Source organism: Streptomyces sp. NPDC088400 (assembly GCF_044753355.1).
Classification (GTDB): Bacteria; Actinomycetota; Actinomycetes; order Streptomycetales; family Streptomycetaceae; genus Streptomyces.
Genome location: NZ_JBIVMZ010000003.1, coordinates 822,541 through 837,255, shown reverse-complemented (window position 1 = coordinate 837,255; position 14,715 = coordinate 822,541). Strand labels below are relative to the sequence as shown.

Annotated in this window: 11 protein-coding genes; 4 read left to right on the top strand and 7 right to left on the bottom strand. The window is 69.8% G+C overall.

Going from position 1 to position 14,715, the window contains the following annotated elements; genetic code table 11:
* Positions 1 to 116 precede the first annotated feature (116 nt).
* Entirely contained in the window at positions 117 to 623 is a 507-nt protein-coding gene (locus tag ACIQD6_RS11265) for an Lrp/AsnC family transcriptional regulator (RefSeq protein ID WP_401880720.1), read from the bottom strand.
* 304 nt (positions 624 to 927) lie between these two features.
* On the opposite strand from ACIQD6_RS11265, the gene ACIQD6_RS11260 reads away from it, so the two are divergent.
* Positions 928 to 1,671 (top strand): hypothetical protein, encoded by a 744-nt coding sequence (locus tag ACIQD6_RS11260; RefSeq protein ID WP_401880718.1) that lies wholly within the window; start codon positions 928 to 930, stop codon positions 1,669 to 1,671.
* 75 nt (positions 1,672 to 1,746) lie between these two features.
* On the opposite strand, the gene ACIQD6_RS11255 is transcribed toward ACIQD6_RS11260, so the two are convergent.
* Complete coding sequence (locus ACIQD6_RS11255) at positions 1,747 to 2,367, bottom strand: TetR/AcrR family transcriptional regulator (RefSeq protein ID WP_401880716.1); 621 nt, start codon at positions 2,365 to 2,367, stop codon at positions 1,747 to 1,749.
* A gap of 209 nt (positions 2,368 to 2,576) precedes the next feature.
* Positions 2,577 to 3,800 carry a cytochrome P450 gene (locus ACIQD6_RS11250; protein WP_401880714.1) on the bottom strand — a complete coding sequence of 408 codons (1,224 nt, stop codon included), beginning with the start codon at positions 3,798 to 3,800 and terminating at the stop codon, positions 2,577 to 2,579.
* A gap of 486 nt (positions 3,801 to 4,286) precedes the next feature.
* Here ACIQD6_RS11250 and ACIQD6_RS11245 point away from each other — a divergent pair, with 486 nt between their 5' ends.
* Entirely contained in the window at positions 4,287 to 6,815 is a 2,529-nt protein-coding gene (locus ACIQD6_RS11245) for a SpoIIE family protein phosphatase (RefSeq protein WP_401880712.1), read from the top strand.
* A gap of 60 nt (positions 6,816 to 6,875) precedes the next feature.
* Here ACIQD6_RS11245 and ACIQD6_RS11240 read toward each other — a convergent pair whose 3' ends face one another.
* The 4 genes from ACIQD6_RS11240 to ACIQD6_RS11225 all read right to left on the bottom strand — a co-directional run bounded on the left by ACIQD6_RS11240 (position 6,876) and on the right by ACIQD6_RS11225 (position 12,109).
* Positions 6,876 to 7,625, bottom strand: a complete 750-nt coding sequence (locus tag ACIQD6_RS11240) for an SDR family oxidoreductase (protein WP_401880710.1) — start codon at positions 7,623 to 7,625, stop codon at positions 6,876 to 6,878.
* A 107-nt stretch (positions 7,626 to 7,732) separates the two neighbouring features.
* Positions 7,733 to 9,046 carry an MFS transporter gene (locus tag ACIQD6_RS11235; RefSeq protein ID WP_401880708.1) on the bottom strand — a complete coding sequence of 438 codons (1,314 nt, stop codon included), beginning with the start codon at positions 9,044 to 9,046 and terminating at the stop codon, positions 7,733 to 7,735.
* 158 nt (positions 9,047 to 9,204) lie between these two features.
* Positions 9,205 to 10,845 carry a phosphoglucomutase (alpha-D-glucose-1,6-bisphosphate-dependent) gene (gene pgm / locus ACIQD6_RS11230; RefSeq protein WP_401880706.1) on the bottom strand — a complete coding sequence of 547 codons (1,641 nt, stop codon included), beginning with the start codon at positions 10,843 to 10,845 and terminating at the stop codon, positions 9,205 to 9,207.
* 169 nt (positions 10,846 to 11,014) lie between these two features.
* Positions 11,015 to 12,109, bottom strand: coding sequence for a LacI family DNA-binding transcriptional regulator (locus ACIQD6_RS11225; RefSeq protein WP_401880705.1), 1,095 nt, complete (start codon positions 12,107 to 12,109; stop codon positions 11,015 to 11,017).
* Between the two features lie 204 nt (positions 12,110 to 12,313).
* On the opposite strand from ACIQD6_RS11225, the gene ACIQD6_RS11220 reads away from it, so the two are divergent.
* The gene (locus ACIQD6_RS11220) at positions 12,314 to 13,459 is read left to right on the top strand and encodes an asparaginase domain-containing protein (protein ID WP_401880703.1); all 1,146 of its coding nucleotides are present in this window, start codon (positions 12,314 to 12,316) and stop codon (positions 13,457 to 13,459) included.
* A gap of 86 nt (positions 13,460 to 13,545) precedes the next feature.
* A complete protein-coding gene (locus ACIQD6_RS11215) occupies positions 13,546 to 14,424 on the top strand; it encodes a polysaccharide deacetylase (RefSeq protein WP_401880701.1) in 879 nt (292 codons plus the stop codon).
* Positions 14,425 to 14,715: the final 291 nt, after the last annotated feature.

Here is a 14,715-nt window from a genome sequence, read left to right as displayed (position 1 = left end):
GAAACGGTTCGAGCTGCCGGGAACAGCCCGACACCACAACGGTAGGAATCACCGGAAACGACTGACAAGCCATCACCGTTGCGCGGCCACGCAGTGTTCTTGCGTCAAAGCCCGCTTCAGCCGCTGTTCGTTCCATCGGTCAGTCCGGCGGGGCTTCCGGCGTCCGGACTGCCCGGCAGCAGATGGGTCAGGACCATGGTGCTGTCCGTCCTGCGGATGAAGGGCTCGTTCCTGATCCGTTCGAGTACGTTCTCGAAATGCTCGACGTCGGCCGCCCGGATGTGCAGCAGTGCGTCGGCGGCTCCGGTGACGGTCACGGCGGCCACGATCTCCGGATGCCGCCTGGCGACCTCCGCTATCCGCCGGGGCGGTGCGGCGGAGTCGCAATACACCTCCACGTACGCCTCCGTGCGCCAGCCGAGCGCCCCCGGGTGCACGATGGTGGTGAACCCGGTGATGACCTCGGCCTCCCGCATCCGGTCCACCCGTCGCTTGACGGCGGGTGCGGACAATCCGATGTCCGCGCCGATCTCGACGAAGCTCGCTCGGGCGTTCCTGACGAGCGCCGAGAGGATCTTGCGGTCCAGATCGTCGAGCGTGAGCGAGGGGCGGGGCTGTGTCACGGGGAGCACCTGTCCTTCCGGTGGGGTACGTGTCGCGCTTCTGCTCCGCGCGCGTACCGGCGTGTTCGTCGTTGAACGGCGCGACCGCGCGCGCCGTACACGTGTACATGTACCGGATCGACGACGACTCCGGCTGCCGGTGCCCGGCAGGGCGGGACTCGTACCCCTGTCCATGGCCGTCCGACGGCGCGGGGCCCGGTCGCGGTCGTCCAGGAGCACTCTCCTGGATCACGCCCTCACCAACTTCTACAGTGCTGTAGATTTTTAGCTCCTGTCACCTGGACATTCCTACCGGGAGTAATGCATGGCCGGTCCGTTATGGCTGAGAGACGAAGACAGACCCGACTACGCGCAGGCCGTGGACGAAGTCATTCGATCCCCGGAAGCCCAGCAGTTGATCCGGCGGTCAACACTCAAGATCGGCCAGGTACGGGTCAGGGCGCTCGACGCGGGGCCACGGATCGCTTCCACGGCCGCCGCCGAGTACGACTCGTACACGACGCTTCGACGGCAAACCCGCGATGGGGCCGACCGGAGCGAGCGGGTCCCTCTGTCCGGTGGAAGGGAACAGGAGGCCGGCGCCGGAGTGCTTCCGGTCCTGGCCGTCCTGACGCCCGTCCTGGCCGGCGTCGCGGCCGTGACCTTTCTGGTGCTCGGTTACGGTCTGTCGCTGGTGGACGGCGAGTTGGCCCTCGCCGGGGCTCTGATCCAGGTCGGCTGGTTCTCCCTGGGGCTGGGAGCCCTGACCGCCGTGGTCGCCTTCATCGGCCTGTACCGGACCGCGGCGCGGAACCGGCACTCCATGTCGGACGGCCCGGCCCCCGTGCCCGCCGAGGTGCTCCAGGCGCGCGAAGCATGGCTCAGGGCCCTGCGGGACCGCGGCGTCCTCCCTTTCCTGCGCGACCAGTTGGAGGAATCCGCACCGGGAGTGGAGCCGGGAGGACACCCGGAGGTCCGCAGGCGCCCGCGATTCAGCAGCCCGGAATTCAGCAGCCCGGACTTCGCGGGCCCGGACTTCAGCAGTCCCAAGTCCCGGTCGGACGAGTAGCGGTGGGGCCACCCGCTCGCTTCGTGTCGGCCGGGCCGATGCCCCGCTCTCACGGCCGGAGCCGGCCCCGTACCGTCACCAGGCGTGGTGAGTGTCTCCGAGCAGCGAGGTGGTGAGCCCTTGAACAGCCACAGTCAGGTTCTTCCCCAGTCGCCGCCAGGACCGCTCCGCTTCGGCGCCGCTGATCTCGCCGTGCGCCAAGTCGGTCTCGATCTCGGCGCACATGTGCACGATGAGCTGACGCACCATGACCCCGTGCTGCGCGTACAGCTCGGGGTCATGGTTGCGGTGCTCCCGCAGGGTGTACGCGTGCAGCGAGGCGAGGGACGGTGTGTTGAGATGCGCCTCGACGGCGTACCGGCGCAGCGTGGGCTCGACGATGACCTGGGCGAGGAAACGCCCGTACCAGGAGGGCGTGCCCAGCTCGATGTGGTGCTCGACATGGGGCAGGACGAAGAAGTCCATCCGTTCCTGCGGTGACATCTCGCTCGGTGGGCCCAGGCTCGCCGTCATCGCGGTGCGGTGCTTCTCGATCGCGTTCGCGTGTTCCGCCAGAATCGCCTTGATCAGCTCGTCACGGCCGCTGAAGTGGTACTGCACCGCTGACTTGTTGCGCTGACCGGCCGCCTCGCTGATCTTCCTGACCGATACGTTCGCGAACCCCTCGGCGGCGTAGAGCCGCTCCGCTGTGCGCATCAGCTTTTCCCTGGCCGGCAGGGAACGGGGGGACGGCGCGGTGATTCCACAAGCGTTCATCACGCACACCCCGCTGCCACGGCACAGTCCTCGTTCGCGTTCATACTCACTCCCTGCCCTCCTTGTTATATCCCGTGTCGAGGGCGGGACCCGTCCCGGTGTCCCGTCCTCACCCGGCGCGAGGCCGCCGCGTGAGGACGGAACAGGCGCTACCAGGTGACGGGAAGCCGGCGGACGCCGTACACGTTGGAGTCGTCCTTGAAGGTCAACTCGTCGAAAGGTACGGCGAGTTCGAGACCGGGTATCCGTCGGAACAGGGTGTCGAAGACGATCTGCAGCTCGATTCGGGCGAGGTTCTGGCCGAGGCACTGGTGCGCGCCGAAACCGAACGCGATGTGATGGTTCGCGGTGCGTTCGATGTCCAGCTCGTCGGGATTCTCGAACACCTCGGGATCGCGGTTCGCCGTATTGCCGAAGGTGAGTACGGCCTCACCGGCCCGGATGAGTGCTCCTCCGATCTCGACGTCCTCCTTCGCCAGGCGGGAGGTGGCGAACTCGGCGATGGTGAAGTACCGCAGCAGTTCCTCGATCGCGGCGGGGGTCTTGCCCGGGTCCTCGCGGATCGCGGAGATGTCGTCGGGGCGCTCCAGCAGCGCGATGGTTCCGAGCGAGATCATGTTCGCGGTGGTCTCATGACCGGCCACGAGCAGCAGCAGCGCCAGGGAAGCCACGTCCTCGCGGTCCTCCTCGCTCGCGGCTCCGCCCGTGCCCCGCCGCTTGAGGATCTGCCTGCTGAGCAGGTCGTCGGTGGGGGCCTTCTCCTTCTCCGCGATGAGGCCGTCCAGGTAGGACTTGAGTGCCACGACAGCCTTGTCGATCTCCTCCGGCGTGCTCGTGAGGTTCAGCAGCGTGGCCGAACGTTCCTGGAAGAAGTCGTGGTCGGCGTACGGGACTCCGAGCAGTCCGCAGATCACCAGCGACGGTACGGGCAGGGACAGCGCCTGGACCAGGTCCACCGGGCGCGGTCCCGCCAGCATGGTGTCGATGCAGGTGTCCGTGATCTGCTGGATCCGTGGCCGCATCGCCGCGATCTGCCTGACCGTGAACTCTCCGACCACCGACCGGCGGGCCGGTCGGTGGTCGGGCGGATCCATCATGATCATCGACGGCCGCATGCGGTTCGGGGGAGGGTCGGCGCGGGCGGGGGAGAGCGCGGGAAAGTCCGGATGCGCGCGGTCGGAACTGAACCGGGGATCGGTCAGGACGCTGCGGATGTCCTCGTGGCGGGTCACCGCCCACGCCGTCTTTCCGGTCGGCAGCATGATGCGGGAGACGGGGGCTTCCTCGCGCAGCCGCGTGTGCTCGGCGGGCGGGGCGTACGGACAGCCCCGGGGGACCGGCATCTCGGGGGCGGGTTCGCCGACCGTCACCATGCGCTGCCCCTCACGTCTTCCGATGTGCCGTCTTCCGGCTTCCCGGGCGGCGGTCCGGTGCGTGGCGGGGTCGATCGAGTGGTCATGGTGCCCTCCAGGTGGACAAGGTGACGATCTCACCGTAAGGCGGTCGCCTTAATGAGGCAAGCGCCTTAACTGGCCAGGGTCTCTTCTCGGCCGTCGAGCGTTCGGGCCTCTGGTTGCGGGCTCACTGGTCGCCGGGCGGTGGGGGTCGGCCGAGGGTGTCGGTGAGTGATCGATGGCCTGTCTTCCCGCGTGCTTGAGCCTGTGGAATGAAGGGGCAATCTGGGTACGTATGAACATAAGAGGCCTGTATGTATGCATATGCGGGTTGTAGTCTTGTATGGAGCCGGTGAACGGTATGTCCACCGGCTCCGATGGCAGGCGCCACGGGCGGGCCGGGCCAAGAGGCACTGGTACGTCCGGGGCCCTGAAGGGCGGGAAGCCCGGCGGGGAGAGAGCGGAATGGATGACACTCGCGGCGCGCCTTCCGGGGCGGCAGCGGCTGGGTTCCTCGGTGGTGGCGGGGTGAAGTGGGCCACGACAGAACTGGACGCGAACGGCCTCGTCGCACGGTGGAGCGAGGGTGCCGAGTGGCTGCTGGGCTACCCGGCGGCCCACATCGTGGGGCACCCGGCCGCGGAGCTGCTCCTGAGCGGTCTGCCCGAATCCGCCCGGCACGCGCTGGCCGACCAGGAGACATGGAGCGGCACGGTGACGGCGCGGTACCGGGACGGTGGCCCGCGCGAGGTGGGTGTGCTGGCGTGCCCCCTGAGAGACAGCGACGGGACCACCCGCTGGCTTCTGACGGCCGCGACGCCGGTACTGAGCCCCGGTCCCGATCGGGCGAGCGCGGTCAGGACGGGCCCGAGGCCGGTCCCAGGAGAGGCGAGCCCGGAGCGTGACGCGGCGGCCCCGGGGCCCCGCCGTTCCCGGCCGGCTCACGACGAGACGGTCACGGAGTGGGCCTTCACCCAGCAGGCGTTCCCGATGGCGATCCACGACCTGGATCTCCGGCTCCTGCGGGCCAACGACGTCTTGTGCCGGATCGACGGCCGTACGGAAGACGAGATGCGCGGGGAGCCGTCGGGATTCCTGACCGGCAACCGCGCGAACGCACAGGTCGAGGCCGCTATGCGACGGGCGCTGCGGACAGGAAAGCCCGAGCATGTCCAGACCTTCCGCCGGGCAGCGGGTGAGGCGCGCGAGCGCGCCTGGGCGGTGTCCCTCTCGCCTCTCAAGGACCAGGACGGCCGGGTGCGTGCTCTCGCCGTCGCCGCGCTCGAGATCAGCGAGCAGTACTGGGCCCGCGAGAGTCTCGCCCTCCTCAACGAAGCCAGCATGCGGATCGGCACCACACTGGACGTGACACGTACCGCACAGGAGCTGGCCGGAACGCCCCTGCCGCATTTCGCCGACTTCGTCAGCGTCGACCTGCTGGACTCGGTGCTGCGCGGCGACGAGCCCACCCCCGGCCCCGTCTCCGGTGACATCCGGCTGCGCCGGGTCGCCCACGAGTCCGCCCATTCGAATGATTCCCCGGAGGCCGCCGTCGGCATCGGAGACGTCGACATCTACCCGGAGTTCTCACCCCCCGCCCGCTGCCTGGCCACCGCCCGGGCCGTCCTCACCGGCCCCTGGGACACCGAGTACACGGACTGGATGGCACACGACCCCAAACGGGAAGCCAAGCGCGGCGATTACGGTGTCCACTCGCTCATCGCGGCGCCCCTGGTCGCCCGCGGGAATGTCCTGGGTGCGGCCCTCTTCTCCCGTCGGCTGCATCTGGCGACCTTCACCGAGGACGACCTGCTCCTCGCCGAGCAGTTGGCGACCCGGGCGGCCGTGTGTATCGACAACGCCCGCCGCTACACACGCGAACGCGGCACCGCCGTCACCCTTCAACGCAGCCTGCTTCCACGAGGGTTGCCCCCGCAGTCGGCCGTCGAGGTCGCCACCCGCTATCTGCCCGCCGATTCCCAGTACGGTGTGGGCGGCGACTGGTTCGATGTCATCCCGCTCGCCGGCTCCCGGGTCGCACTCGTCGTGGGCGATGTCGTCGGACACGGCATTCACGCGTCCGCCACCATGGGACGGCTGCGCACCGCCGTCCGTACGCTCGCCGACATCGACCTGCCCCCGGACGAACTGCTCACCCACCTCGACGACGTGGTCATACGACTGGCCTCGGAGAGCACCGACCCGGAACCCGGTCACGACATCGGTGCCAGCTGTCTGTACGCGATCTACGACCCGGTGTCCCGGCGTCTGTGTGCCGCCCGCGCCGGTCATCCGCCGCCCGCGCTCACCACCCCCGACGGCACGGTGGACATCCTCGACGTGCCCGCGGGCCCGACCCTGGGCCTGGGCGATCTGCCCTTTGAATGCGCCGAGTTCGACGTCCAGGAAGGCAGCACCCTCGTCCTCTACACCGACGGCCTGATCGAATCACGCGAGCGCGACGTCGGAGCCGGAATCGAGGAGCTGCGCGAAGTCCTCGCCAGGCCGTCCCCCTCGCTGGAAGCCACCTGCGACACCGTGCTCCGGACACTGCTCTCCACCCCGCGCCCCACGGACGATGTCGCCCTGCTCGTCGCGCGCACCCGCGTGCTCGACGCCGCCCAGGTCGCCACCTGGGAGCTGCCCGCCGAGCCCGCACTGGTCGGCCGTGCCCGCGACCGGGCGACCGCCCAACTGGCCGCGTGGGGGCTGGAGGAGCTGACCTTCACCACCGAACTGGTCGTCAGTGAGCTGTTCACCAACGCCATCCTGCACGCGGAAGGACCTGTCCAGCTACGGCTGATCCGCGACCGCACCCTCATCTGTGAGGTCTCCGACACCAGCACCACCGCCCCGCACCTGCGCCGGGCCCGGGTCTTCGACGAGGGCGGCCGGGGGCTGCTGCTGGTCGCCCAGCTCACCCAGCGCTGGGGCACCCGACAGGTCCCCACCGGCAAGGCCATCTGGGCCGAACAGGCTCTCCCGGCAGCCTGACAGCGGTCACGGTCGCAGGCGTGGGCGCGCCTCCTGACGTCCCGTCCGTACGCCGTCGGCTCAGTCCGTACGCCTCTCGAAGCTGAGACCGCCGGGCACTTGAAAAGTCGGCAGGATCTCGACAAGGGCGATGTTGACGTGCCGGGGTGTGCCGACGGCGTACTCGATGGCGTCGGCGACATCGACGGGCTTCAGGGACTCGTAGCCGTCGAAGTACAGCTGTTGGGCCTTGCTCATGTCGCCGAGCAGTCGGCCGAAGATCTCGGTCTCGACCCGTCCCGGGCAGATCTCGGTGACCCGGATCCGCTTGCCGTAACCGTCGATGCGCAGTTGCCTGGAGAGGGTGTGCACGGCGGCCTTGGTGGCGTGGTAGACGGTGTTGCCGCCGAAGTTGTAGACGCCGGCGATGGAGCTGATGTTGACGATGTGGCCGAGGTCCCGCTCCACCATGCCCGGCATGATCAGCCGTACGAGGTGCAGGACGGCCTGGATGTTGACCGCGATCTGCTCGTCCACCGCGAACTCGTCGGCGGTCAGGATGTTGCCGTCACGCGACACTCCGGCGTTGTTGACCAGGACATCGATGTCGACGCCGATGCCTTCGAGCAGTTCGGCCAGCGCGGCGGTGTCCGTGATGTCCACGGCATGCGGGACACAGCCCGTACGTTCGGCGAGTTCGGCGAGCCGGTCGGTGTCGCGGGCGAGGGCATGGACCTGGAGCCCTCTGTCGGTGAGGCGCTCTACGACGACGGCGCCGATGCCGGTCGACGCGCCGGTCACCAGCGCGGTCCTGTAGTCGGAAAAGGCCATGGTGTTGTTCTCCTCTGTCGAGGTCGAGTCTGTCGGGGGCGAGTCCGGCCGGACCGTCGAGCTCTGCGGAGTCCTGTCCGGTGGGGGAGTCGTGGACCGGGCGTCTTTCACTCTTCGCGCAGTGGGCCGAAAGCGGTCTCGCGGATGCTCAGGACCGCGAAGAACGTGCCGAGCGCGGTGGCGACGACGTAGTAGGCCGGGATGTATGTGTTGTGCGTCAGGCCGATCAGCCAGGTGATCAGGAAGGGGGCGGAGCCGCCGAAGAGCGCGGCGGAGATGTTGTAGCCGAAGGCGTAGGCGGAGTAGCGGATCCGGGTCGGGAAAAGTTCGACCAGGAGGATGTGGATCACCCCGGTGTGACCGGCGAAGACGACCGCCATGAGCGCCCCGCCGAGGATGGCGAGTGCGAGGGAGCCCTGGGTGAGAAGCAGGTAGCTGGGATAGCCGAGTACGGCCATGATCAGCGCGGACCCGGCGATGACGGTGCGGCGGCCGAGCCGGTCGGAGAGCCGTCCGGCGTACGGGATGGCGATGGTGATGGCCACGAGGCTGCACGCGGTGACGATCAGGCCCTGTACGACGCTGAAGTGCAGCTCGCTGGACAGGTAGGTGGGCATGTACGAGAACAGGACGTAGTAGCCGGAGCCGTTGAGCAGCGGGATGAGCGTGGCCAGCAGGACGGCCTTGCGGTGCTCGCGCGTGGAGAACGCCTCGCGCATGGGGTTGCGGGACAGCTTGTTCTCGGCCCTCAGCCGTTCGAAGTGCGGTGTCTCCCTGATCCGTTTGCGGATGTAGAACCCGATGACGCCCATCGGAATCGCCAGCAGGAAGGGGATGCGCCAGCCCCACGACACCATCGCGTCCTCGCCGAGGGCGGCGTTGAGCAGGGCGGCGGTGAGCGTGCCGAAGAGCAGGGCGCTGAAGGAGGCGATCTGCGCGTAGCTGGTGAGGCGGCCGCGGCGGCCGTCGGGTGCGTACTCCGCGAGGAAGGTGATGGCGCCGGCGGCCTCGCCGCCGACGGAGAACCCCTGCGCGAACCGGAGCAGGATCAGCAGGACGGGCGCGGCGACGCCGATGGTGGCGTAGTCGGGGAGCAGACCGATCGCGGCGGTGGCCGCGCTGATCAGCAGGATGACGAAGACCAGCATGCGCTGACGGCCGATACGGTCGCCCAGGTAGCCGCAGACGATGCCGCCGACGGGGCGGATGAAGAACGGGACACCGAAGGTCAGGAAGGTGAGCAGCAGCGCTGTCTGCGGGCTCTGTTCCGGGAAGAAGACCAGGGCGAGCGTGACGGCGAGGAACCCGTAGATGCCGTTGTCGTACAGCTCGACGAAGACACCGATACAGCCGGCGAGAGTGACCCGCCTGACGGTTCTGGCGTCCAGGCCGGGCACGTCGGGGTTGACGGTGGTGGCCATACGTCCTCCGAGGGCGGAGAGGCTGTCCGGGCGCCGGGCCGTTGGCCCCTGGTGGCGTGCCCGGAGCGCATTGTGCCGCTCACGGTGGAGGACGTCCGTTTCCGCCGACGGTGCGTCGGCGGAAACGGACCGTCTGGCCCGGGGTGGGCCAGTGGGTGTCAGCTTCCCAAGGCCGCGGAAACCACGCTCTTGGCCTCGTCCTGGACCCGGCTCAGGTGGTCGGGCCCCTGGAAGGACTCGGCGTAGATCTTGTAGACGTCCTCGGTGCCGGAGGGGCGGGCGGCGAACCAGGCGGTCTCCGTGGTCACCTTGATCCCGCCGATGGACGCGCCGTTGCCGGGTGCCTCGGTGAGTACGGCGGTGACCGGATCCCCGGCGAGGGTGTCCGCGGTGACCTGCTCGGGCGAGAGCCGGGCCAGGACCGCCTTCTGGGCCGGGGTGGCGGGCGCGTCGATCCTGGCGTACGCGGGCTCCCCGAAGCGGGAGGTGAGCGTCGCGTAGTGCTCGGAGGGGGTCCGGCCCGTGACGGCGAGGATCTCGGAGGCGAGCAGCGCCAGGATGATGCCGTCCTTGTCGGTGGTCCACACCGAGCCGTCGTGGCGCAGGAACGACGCCCCGGCCGACTCCTCGCCGCCGAAGCCGAGCGAGCCGTCGGCCAGCCCGTCCACGAACCACTTGAAGCCGACGGGCACCTCGACCAGCTCGCGGCCGAGATCGGCGGCGACCCGGTCGATCATGCCCGACGACACCAGCGTCTTGCCGACCCCGGCGCCCGAGGGCCACCGCTCGCGGTGGGCGTACAGGTAGGAGATGGCGGTGGCGAGATAGTGGTTGGGGTTCATCAGCCCGGCGTCCGGGGTGACGATGCCGTGCCGGTCGGCGTCCGCGTCGTTGCCGGTGGCGATCTGGTACCGGTCGCTCTGGCCGATCAGCGAGGCCATGGCGTACGGGGAGGAGCAGTCCATCCGGATCTTGCCGTCCCAGTCCAGCGTCATGAACCGCCAGGTGGGGTCGGTCAGCGGGTTGACCACGGTCAGATCGAGCCGGTGCTGCTCGGCGATGCGGCCCCAGTACGCGACCGACGCGCCGCCCAGCGGGTCGGCGCCGATCCGCACCCCGGCGGCGCGCACCGCGTCCAGGTCGAGCACGGCCGGCAGGTCCGTCACGTACTGGCCGAGGAAGTCGTACCGACCGGTGGACGGCGCGGCGAGGGAGCGGGTGTAGGACAGCCGCCGTACCTCCTTGAGGCCGCCCGCGATGATCTCGTTGGCCCTGTCCTGGATCCAGTTGGTCGCCTCGGAGCCGGCCGGGCCGCCGCTGGGCGGGTTGTACTTGAAACCGCCGTCGGTGGGCGGGTTGTGGGACGGGGTGACCACCACGCCGTCGGCGAGCCCCGACGTACGGCCACGATTGTGGGTGACGATGGCGTGCGACACCGCCGGCGTGGGCGTGTAGCCGTCGTCGGAGTCGATGAGCACGGTCACGTCGTTGGCGGCGAACACCTCGACGGCGGTCACCCGGGCCGGTTCGGACAGCGCGTGGGTGTCCGCGCCGAGGAAGAGCGGACCCGTGGTGCCCTGCCGGGTGCGGTACTCGCAGATCGCCTGACTGGTCGCGGCGATGTGATCTTCGTTGAACGCGGTGGCGAGGGACGATCCGCGGTGTCCGGATGTCCCGAACGCTACGCGTTGGGTGGTTTCTTCGGGGTCGGGGCGCAGCGCGTAGTACGCGGTCACCAGCCGGGCGACATCGACGAGGTCTTCCGGACGCGCCGGCTGTCCCGCTCGTTCGTGCGGCATCTGCCCACTCCTCCACATCGATTGATGCGATCAGTTGATGCGATCGATTCGTCGGTTCATCATCCCGGGTCGCTCGCGCGGCCGACGGGCGCCCCGCCGCTGGGGCCTGTTCCCGGATCACTGAGGACAGCCCGCGGCGTCCGGTGCGGTGCCTCGCAAGGCGACGGAATCAGTCGGCGGCGGTCGTGGAGGCGCGCACCATCAACTCCGGGGTGAACCGGCGCGATCGTGCCGTACGGCCCTCGATCATGCCCACCAGGGCGCCCGCCGCCCGCTCGCCCATGTCGCGCATCGGAGAGCGTACGGACGTGAGCGGGATGGGGAGTTGGGCGGAGAGCGGGACGTCGTTGAAGCCGGCCACGGCGACATCGTGGCCGGGCACCAGGCAGGACGTGCGGAGCGCGCCCATCACACCGATCGCGGCGAAGTCGTTGACCGCGAAGATCGCCGTGGGGCGCGGGTCCGAGGCCAGCAAACGGTGCGCGGCGCGCTCACCGCCGTGGACGTCGAAGGGGGCGTTGATGATCAGACCGGGGTCCACGGGTATGCCGGCCTTCGCGTAGGCGTCGGTGAAGCCCTTGGTCCGCTCGACGCCCGTGGAGGCGTACGGTTCACCGGCTACGACGCCCACCCGGTGGTGGCCCAGCGCCATGAAGTGCTCCGCCACCAGGCGCCCGCCGACGAGGTCGTCGCAGGTGAACGAGGTGACCCCGCGCAGCCGCCGGGAGACCAGCACGACCGGGACGCCGCGTGCGACCAGTTCGGAGGCGAGCTCGGTGTCGCCACGCGCGTCGCCGAGGAGCAGTCCGTCGACCCGCAGGGCCAGCAGCCGCTCGACCTTGGCGCGTTGGACGGCGGGGTCGTCTCCGGTGTTGGCGACGACGGCCTGGTAGCCGGCCGCCGCCGCGCCGGCCTCGATGCCCTCGTAGACGGTGGCCAGCACGATGTCGGTCAGCCGGGGGACCAGCACACCCAGCAGCCGGGAGCGGCCGGTGCGGAGGCTGGCGGCGGCGGGGTTCACGACGTAGCCGAGGCGCTTGGCCGACTCCCGTACCCGGCCGGCGGTGGCGGATCCGACCCCCGCGCCGTCCCGCAGGGCTCGGGAGGCGGTGGACTGGTGAACACCCGCGTCGGCCGCCACATCCGCCAGGGTCACACCGTTCTCGCCGGAGTCACGGGAGGCGCGGGGGCGGCCGGAAGCGAGGGCGTCGCCGGAGCTGCGGGCATCGCCGGAGCCGCGGGCGTCCGTGGGCTGTCGTCTCAAGGCCGTCGTCCTGCTTCCTGTCCTGCCCCGGTAGCGGCCCGGTGAGGGTCCCGCGGGACCCCAGGCCGGGGTCCCAGGGGATCCCGGGGGCCGAATTTCGAGAACCATCATCTTCCATGAAGATCCGATTACGGGGGTTGCCCTCTGGGCTGAGTGTGGAGCACAGTTACGCAATCGTTCTCGCAATCGATTGTGGAGCTTTGCATGCAGCTGCGTCTCATCGGTACGGGTGGCACCATCGCCAGCCGCTCCACGCCCGCCGGACGGGTCGCCGCCGTCGGAGTGCACGAGCTGCTGGAGACGGCGCGGGCCTTCCCCGTACCGGACTGGGCCGAGGTGACGTGCCGCGATCTGGGCCTGCGCCCCAGCTTCGCGTTCGACCTCCCCGACCTGGCCTCACTCGCCGCGGCCGTCGGCGAGGGTCTTCGCGACGGGGCGCACGCGGTGGTCATCACCCACGGCACGGACTCCATGGAGGAGACCGCCTTCGCGCTCGCCCTGACGCACGCGGACGACCGGCCGATCGTCCTGACCGGCGCGCAACGCCCCGCCGACGACCCGGCGGCCGACGGACCGCGCAATCTCGCATCCGCCCTGACCTGGGCGGCTCACCCCGCCGCCCGGAGCCATGGCGTCAGCGCGGTCTTCGACGGTGCGGTCTGGCCGGCCGTCGGCCTCCGGAAGACCGACACTCTGGCACCGGCCGCCTTCAGCGCACCGGGCCGGGGGCCGCTCGCCCGGCTGGACGACGGCAGGGTCCGGCTGATCGCCCGCCCGCCGCGCCCCGCCGCCCTGATAGCCCCCGAGGATCTCGGCCGGCTGCCCCGGGTGGACGTCGTGCCGCTCTACGTCGGCTGTGACACCGTCCTGCTCGACGCCGCCGTGGCCGCCGGAGCACGGGGCGTGGTGCTGTGCGCCTTCGGCGCCGGGAACGCGCCGCCCGCCGTGACCGCGGCCGTCGCGCGCCTGGTGGCACAGGGCGTCACGGTCGCCGTCGCCAGCAGGGTGCCGACCGGGGCGACCTCGGCGGCGTACGGCGCGGGCGGCGGTGCGGACCTGCTGCGAGCCGGCGCGGTCTTCGCCTCCGACCTGTCGCCGTGGCAGTTGCGGCTGCTCCTCGCCGCCTCGCTGCACCGGGCGGACGGGGAGGGGCCGGCCGGGGCCGCGGCACGGATGGCCGCCTGGCTGGCCGAGGCCGGACACCTCGCCGAGGCCGGGGACACAGGGATCCCAGGGTCTCCAGGGAACCCCGGGTCTCCAGGGAACCCCGGGTCTCCAGGGATCCCCGGGGATACGGGGAACCCTGAGTCTCTGGGGAAGCCCGGATACCCAGGAGCCTCCGGGAACTGAACAGTCCCGAACCGTTCTCAACAGACCGCATATCCCCACGGAGCACCACCAGCACCATCAGCGACACACCGAACAGGAGAAGCGAAATGCCGAAAGAGATTCTTGTGGCCTACGGGGTCGACGTCGACGCGGTCGGCGGTTGGCTCGGCTCGTACGGGGGAGAGGATTCCCCCTGCGACATCTCCCGCGGACTGTTCGCGGGCGAGGTGGGCGTGCCCCGCATGCTGGAGCTGTTCCGGCGTCGTGACATGACCACCACCTGGTTCTGGCCGGGTCACTCGATCGAGACCTTCCCCGAGGAGTTCGAGGCATGTACCGCCGCCGGTCATGAGATCGGGGTGCACGGCTACAGCCATGAGAACCCGATCGCGATGAGCCGGACCCAGGAGTCCGACATCCTCGATTACTGCATCGACCTGATCAGCACCCGTACCGGACGGCGCCCCACCGGCTACGTCGCCCCCTGGTGGGAGTTCTCCGCGGTCACCAACGAACTCCTGCTGGAGCGCGGGATCGCTTACGACCACTCCTTGATGCACCGCGACTTCGAGCCATACTACGTACGGGTGGGGGACAGCTGGTCGAAGATCGACTACGACCGGCCCGCCCGGGACTGGATGAAGCCGCTGGAGCGCGGCGAGGAGACCGACCTGGTGGAGATCCCGGCCAGCTGGTACCTCGACGACCTGCCTCCGATGATGTTCGTCAAGGCGAGCCCCAACAGCCATGGCTTCGTCAGCCCCCGCCACCTCGAACAGACGTGGCGCGACCAGTTCGACTGGGTCTACCGCGAGCACGACTACGCCGTCTTCACCATGACCGTGCACCCCGATGTGTCCGGGCGGCCGCAGAACCTGATGATGCACGAGCGGCTGATCGATCACATCAATTCCCACCCGGGCGTACGGTGGGTCACCTTCGACGAGATCGCCACGGATTTCGTCCGTCGCCGCCCCCGCGTCTGACCGCCCGGGCTCCGTACCCGACACCCGGCCGTACGGCCCGTACCTGACGCGAAGCCCCGTACCTGACGCGAAGCCCCGCGCCCGGCGCACGACCCCCGCGCCCGACGCCCGGCATTGCGCCCCACACAAGGCCTCGCGTCTGACGTAAGGCCCCGCACCGGACGTACCGTCCTGTGTCCGACGTCCCGACGTCCCGACGTCCCACGTCCGGCCCCGTGCCCGACATCCCACTCCCGTCCGCGCCCGACGACCCCTCCGCGCGCTCGACGGCCTCCTTCTCCCTCCCGCTCT

Coding starts and splice junctions, on each gene's coding strand:
- ACIQD6_RS11235 (WP_401880708.1), bottom strand. CDS start 9,046: ATGGCCACCACCGTCAACCCCGACGTGCCCGGCCTGGACGCCAGAACC.
- ACIQD6_RS11220 (WP_401880703.1), top strand. CDS start 12,314: ATGCAGCTGCGTCTCATCGGTACGGGTGGCACCATCGCCAGCCGCTCC.
- ACIQD6_RS11255 (WP_401880716.1), bottom strand. CDS start 2,367: ATGCGCACAGCGGAGCGGCTCTACGCCGCCGAGGGGTTCGCGAACGTA.
- ACIQD6_RS11250 (WP_401880714.1), bottom strand. CDS start 3,800: ATGGTGACGGTCGGCGAACCCGCCCCCGAGATGCCGGTCCCCCGGGGC.
- ACIQD6_RS11240 (WP_401880710.1), bottom strand. CDS start 7,625: ATGGCCTTTTCCGACTACAGGACCGCGCTGGTGACCGGCGCGTCGACC.
- ACIQD6_RS11260 (WP_401880718.1), top strand. CDS start 928: ATGGCCGGTCCGTTATGGCTGAGAGACGAAGACAGACCCGACTACGCG.
- ACIQD6_RS11215 (WP_401880701.1), top strand. CDS start 13,546: ATGCCGAAAGAGATTCTTGTGGCCTACGGGGTCGACGTCGACGCGGTC.
- ACIQD6_RS11245 (WP_401880712.1), top strand. CDS start 4,287: ATGGATGACACTCGCGGCGCGCCTTCCGGGGCGGCAGCGGCTGGGTTC.
- pgm (WP_401880706.1), bottom strand. CDS start 10,845: ATGCCGCACGAACGAGCGGGACAGCCGGCGCGTCCGGAAGACCTCGTC.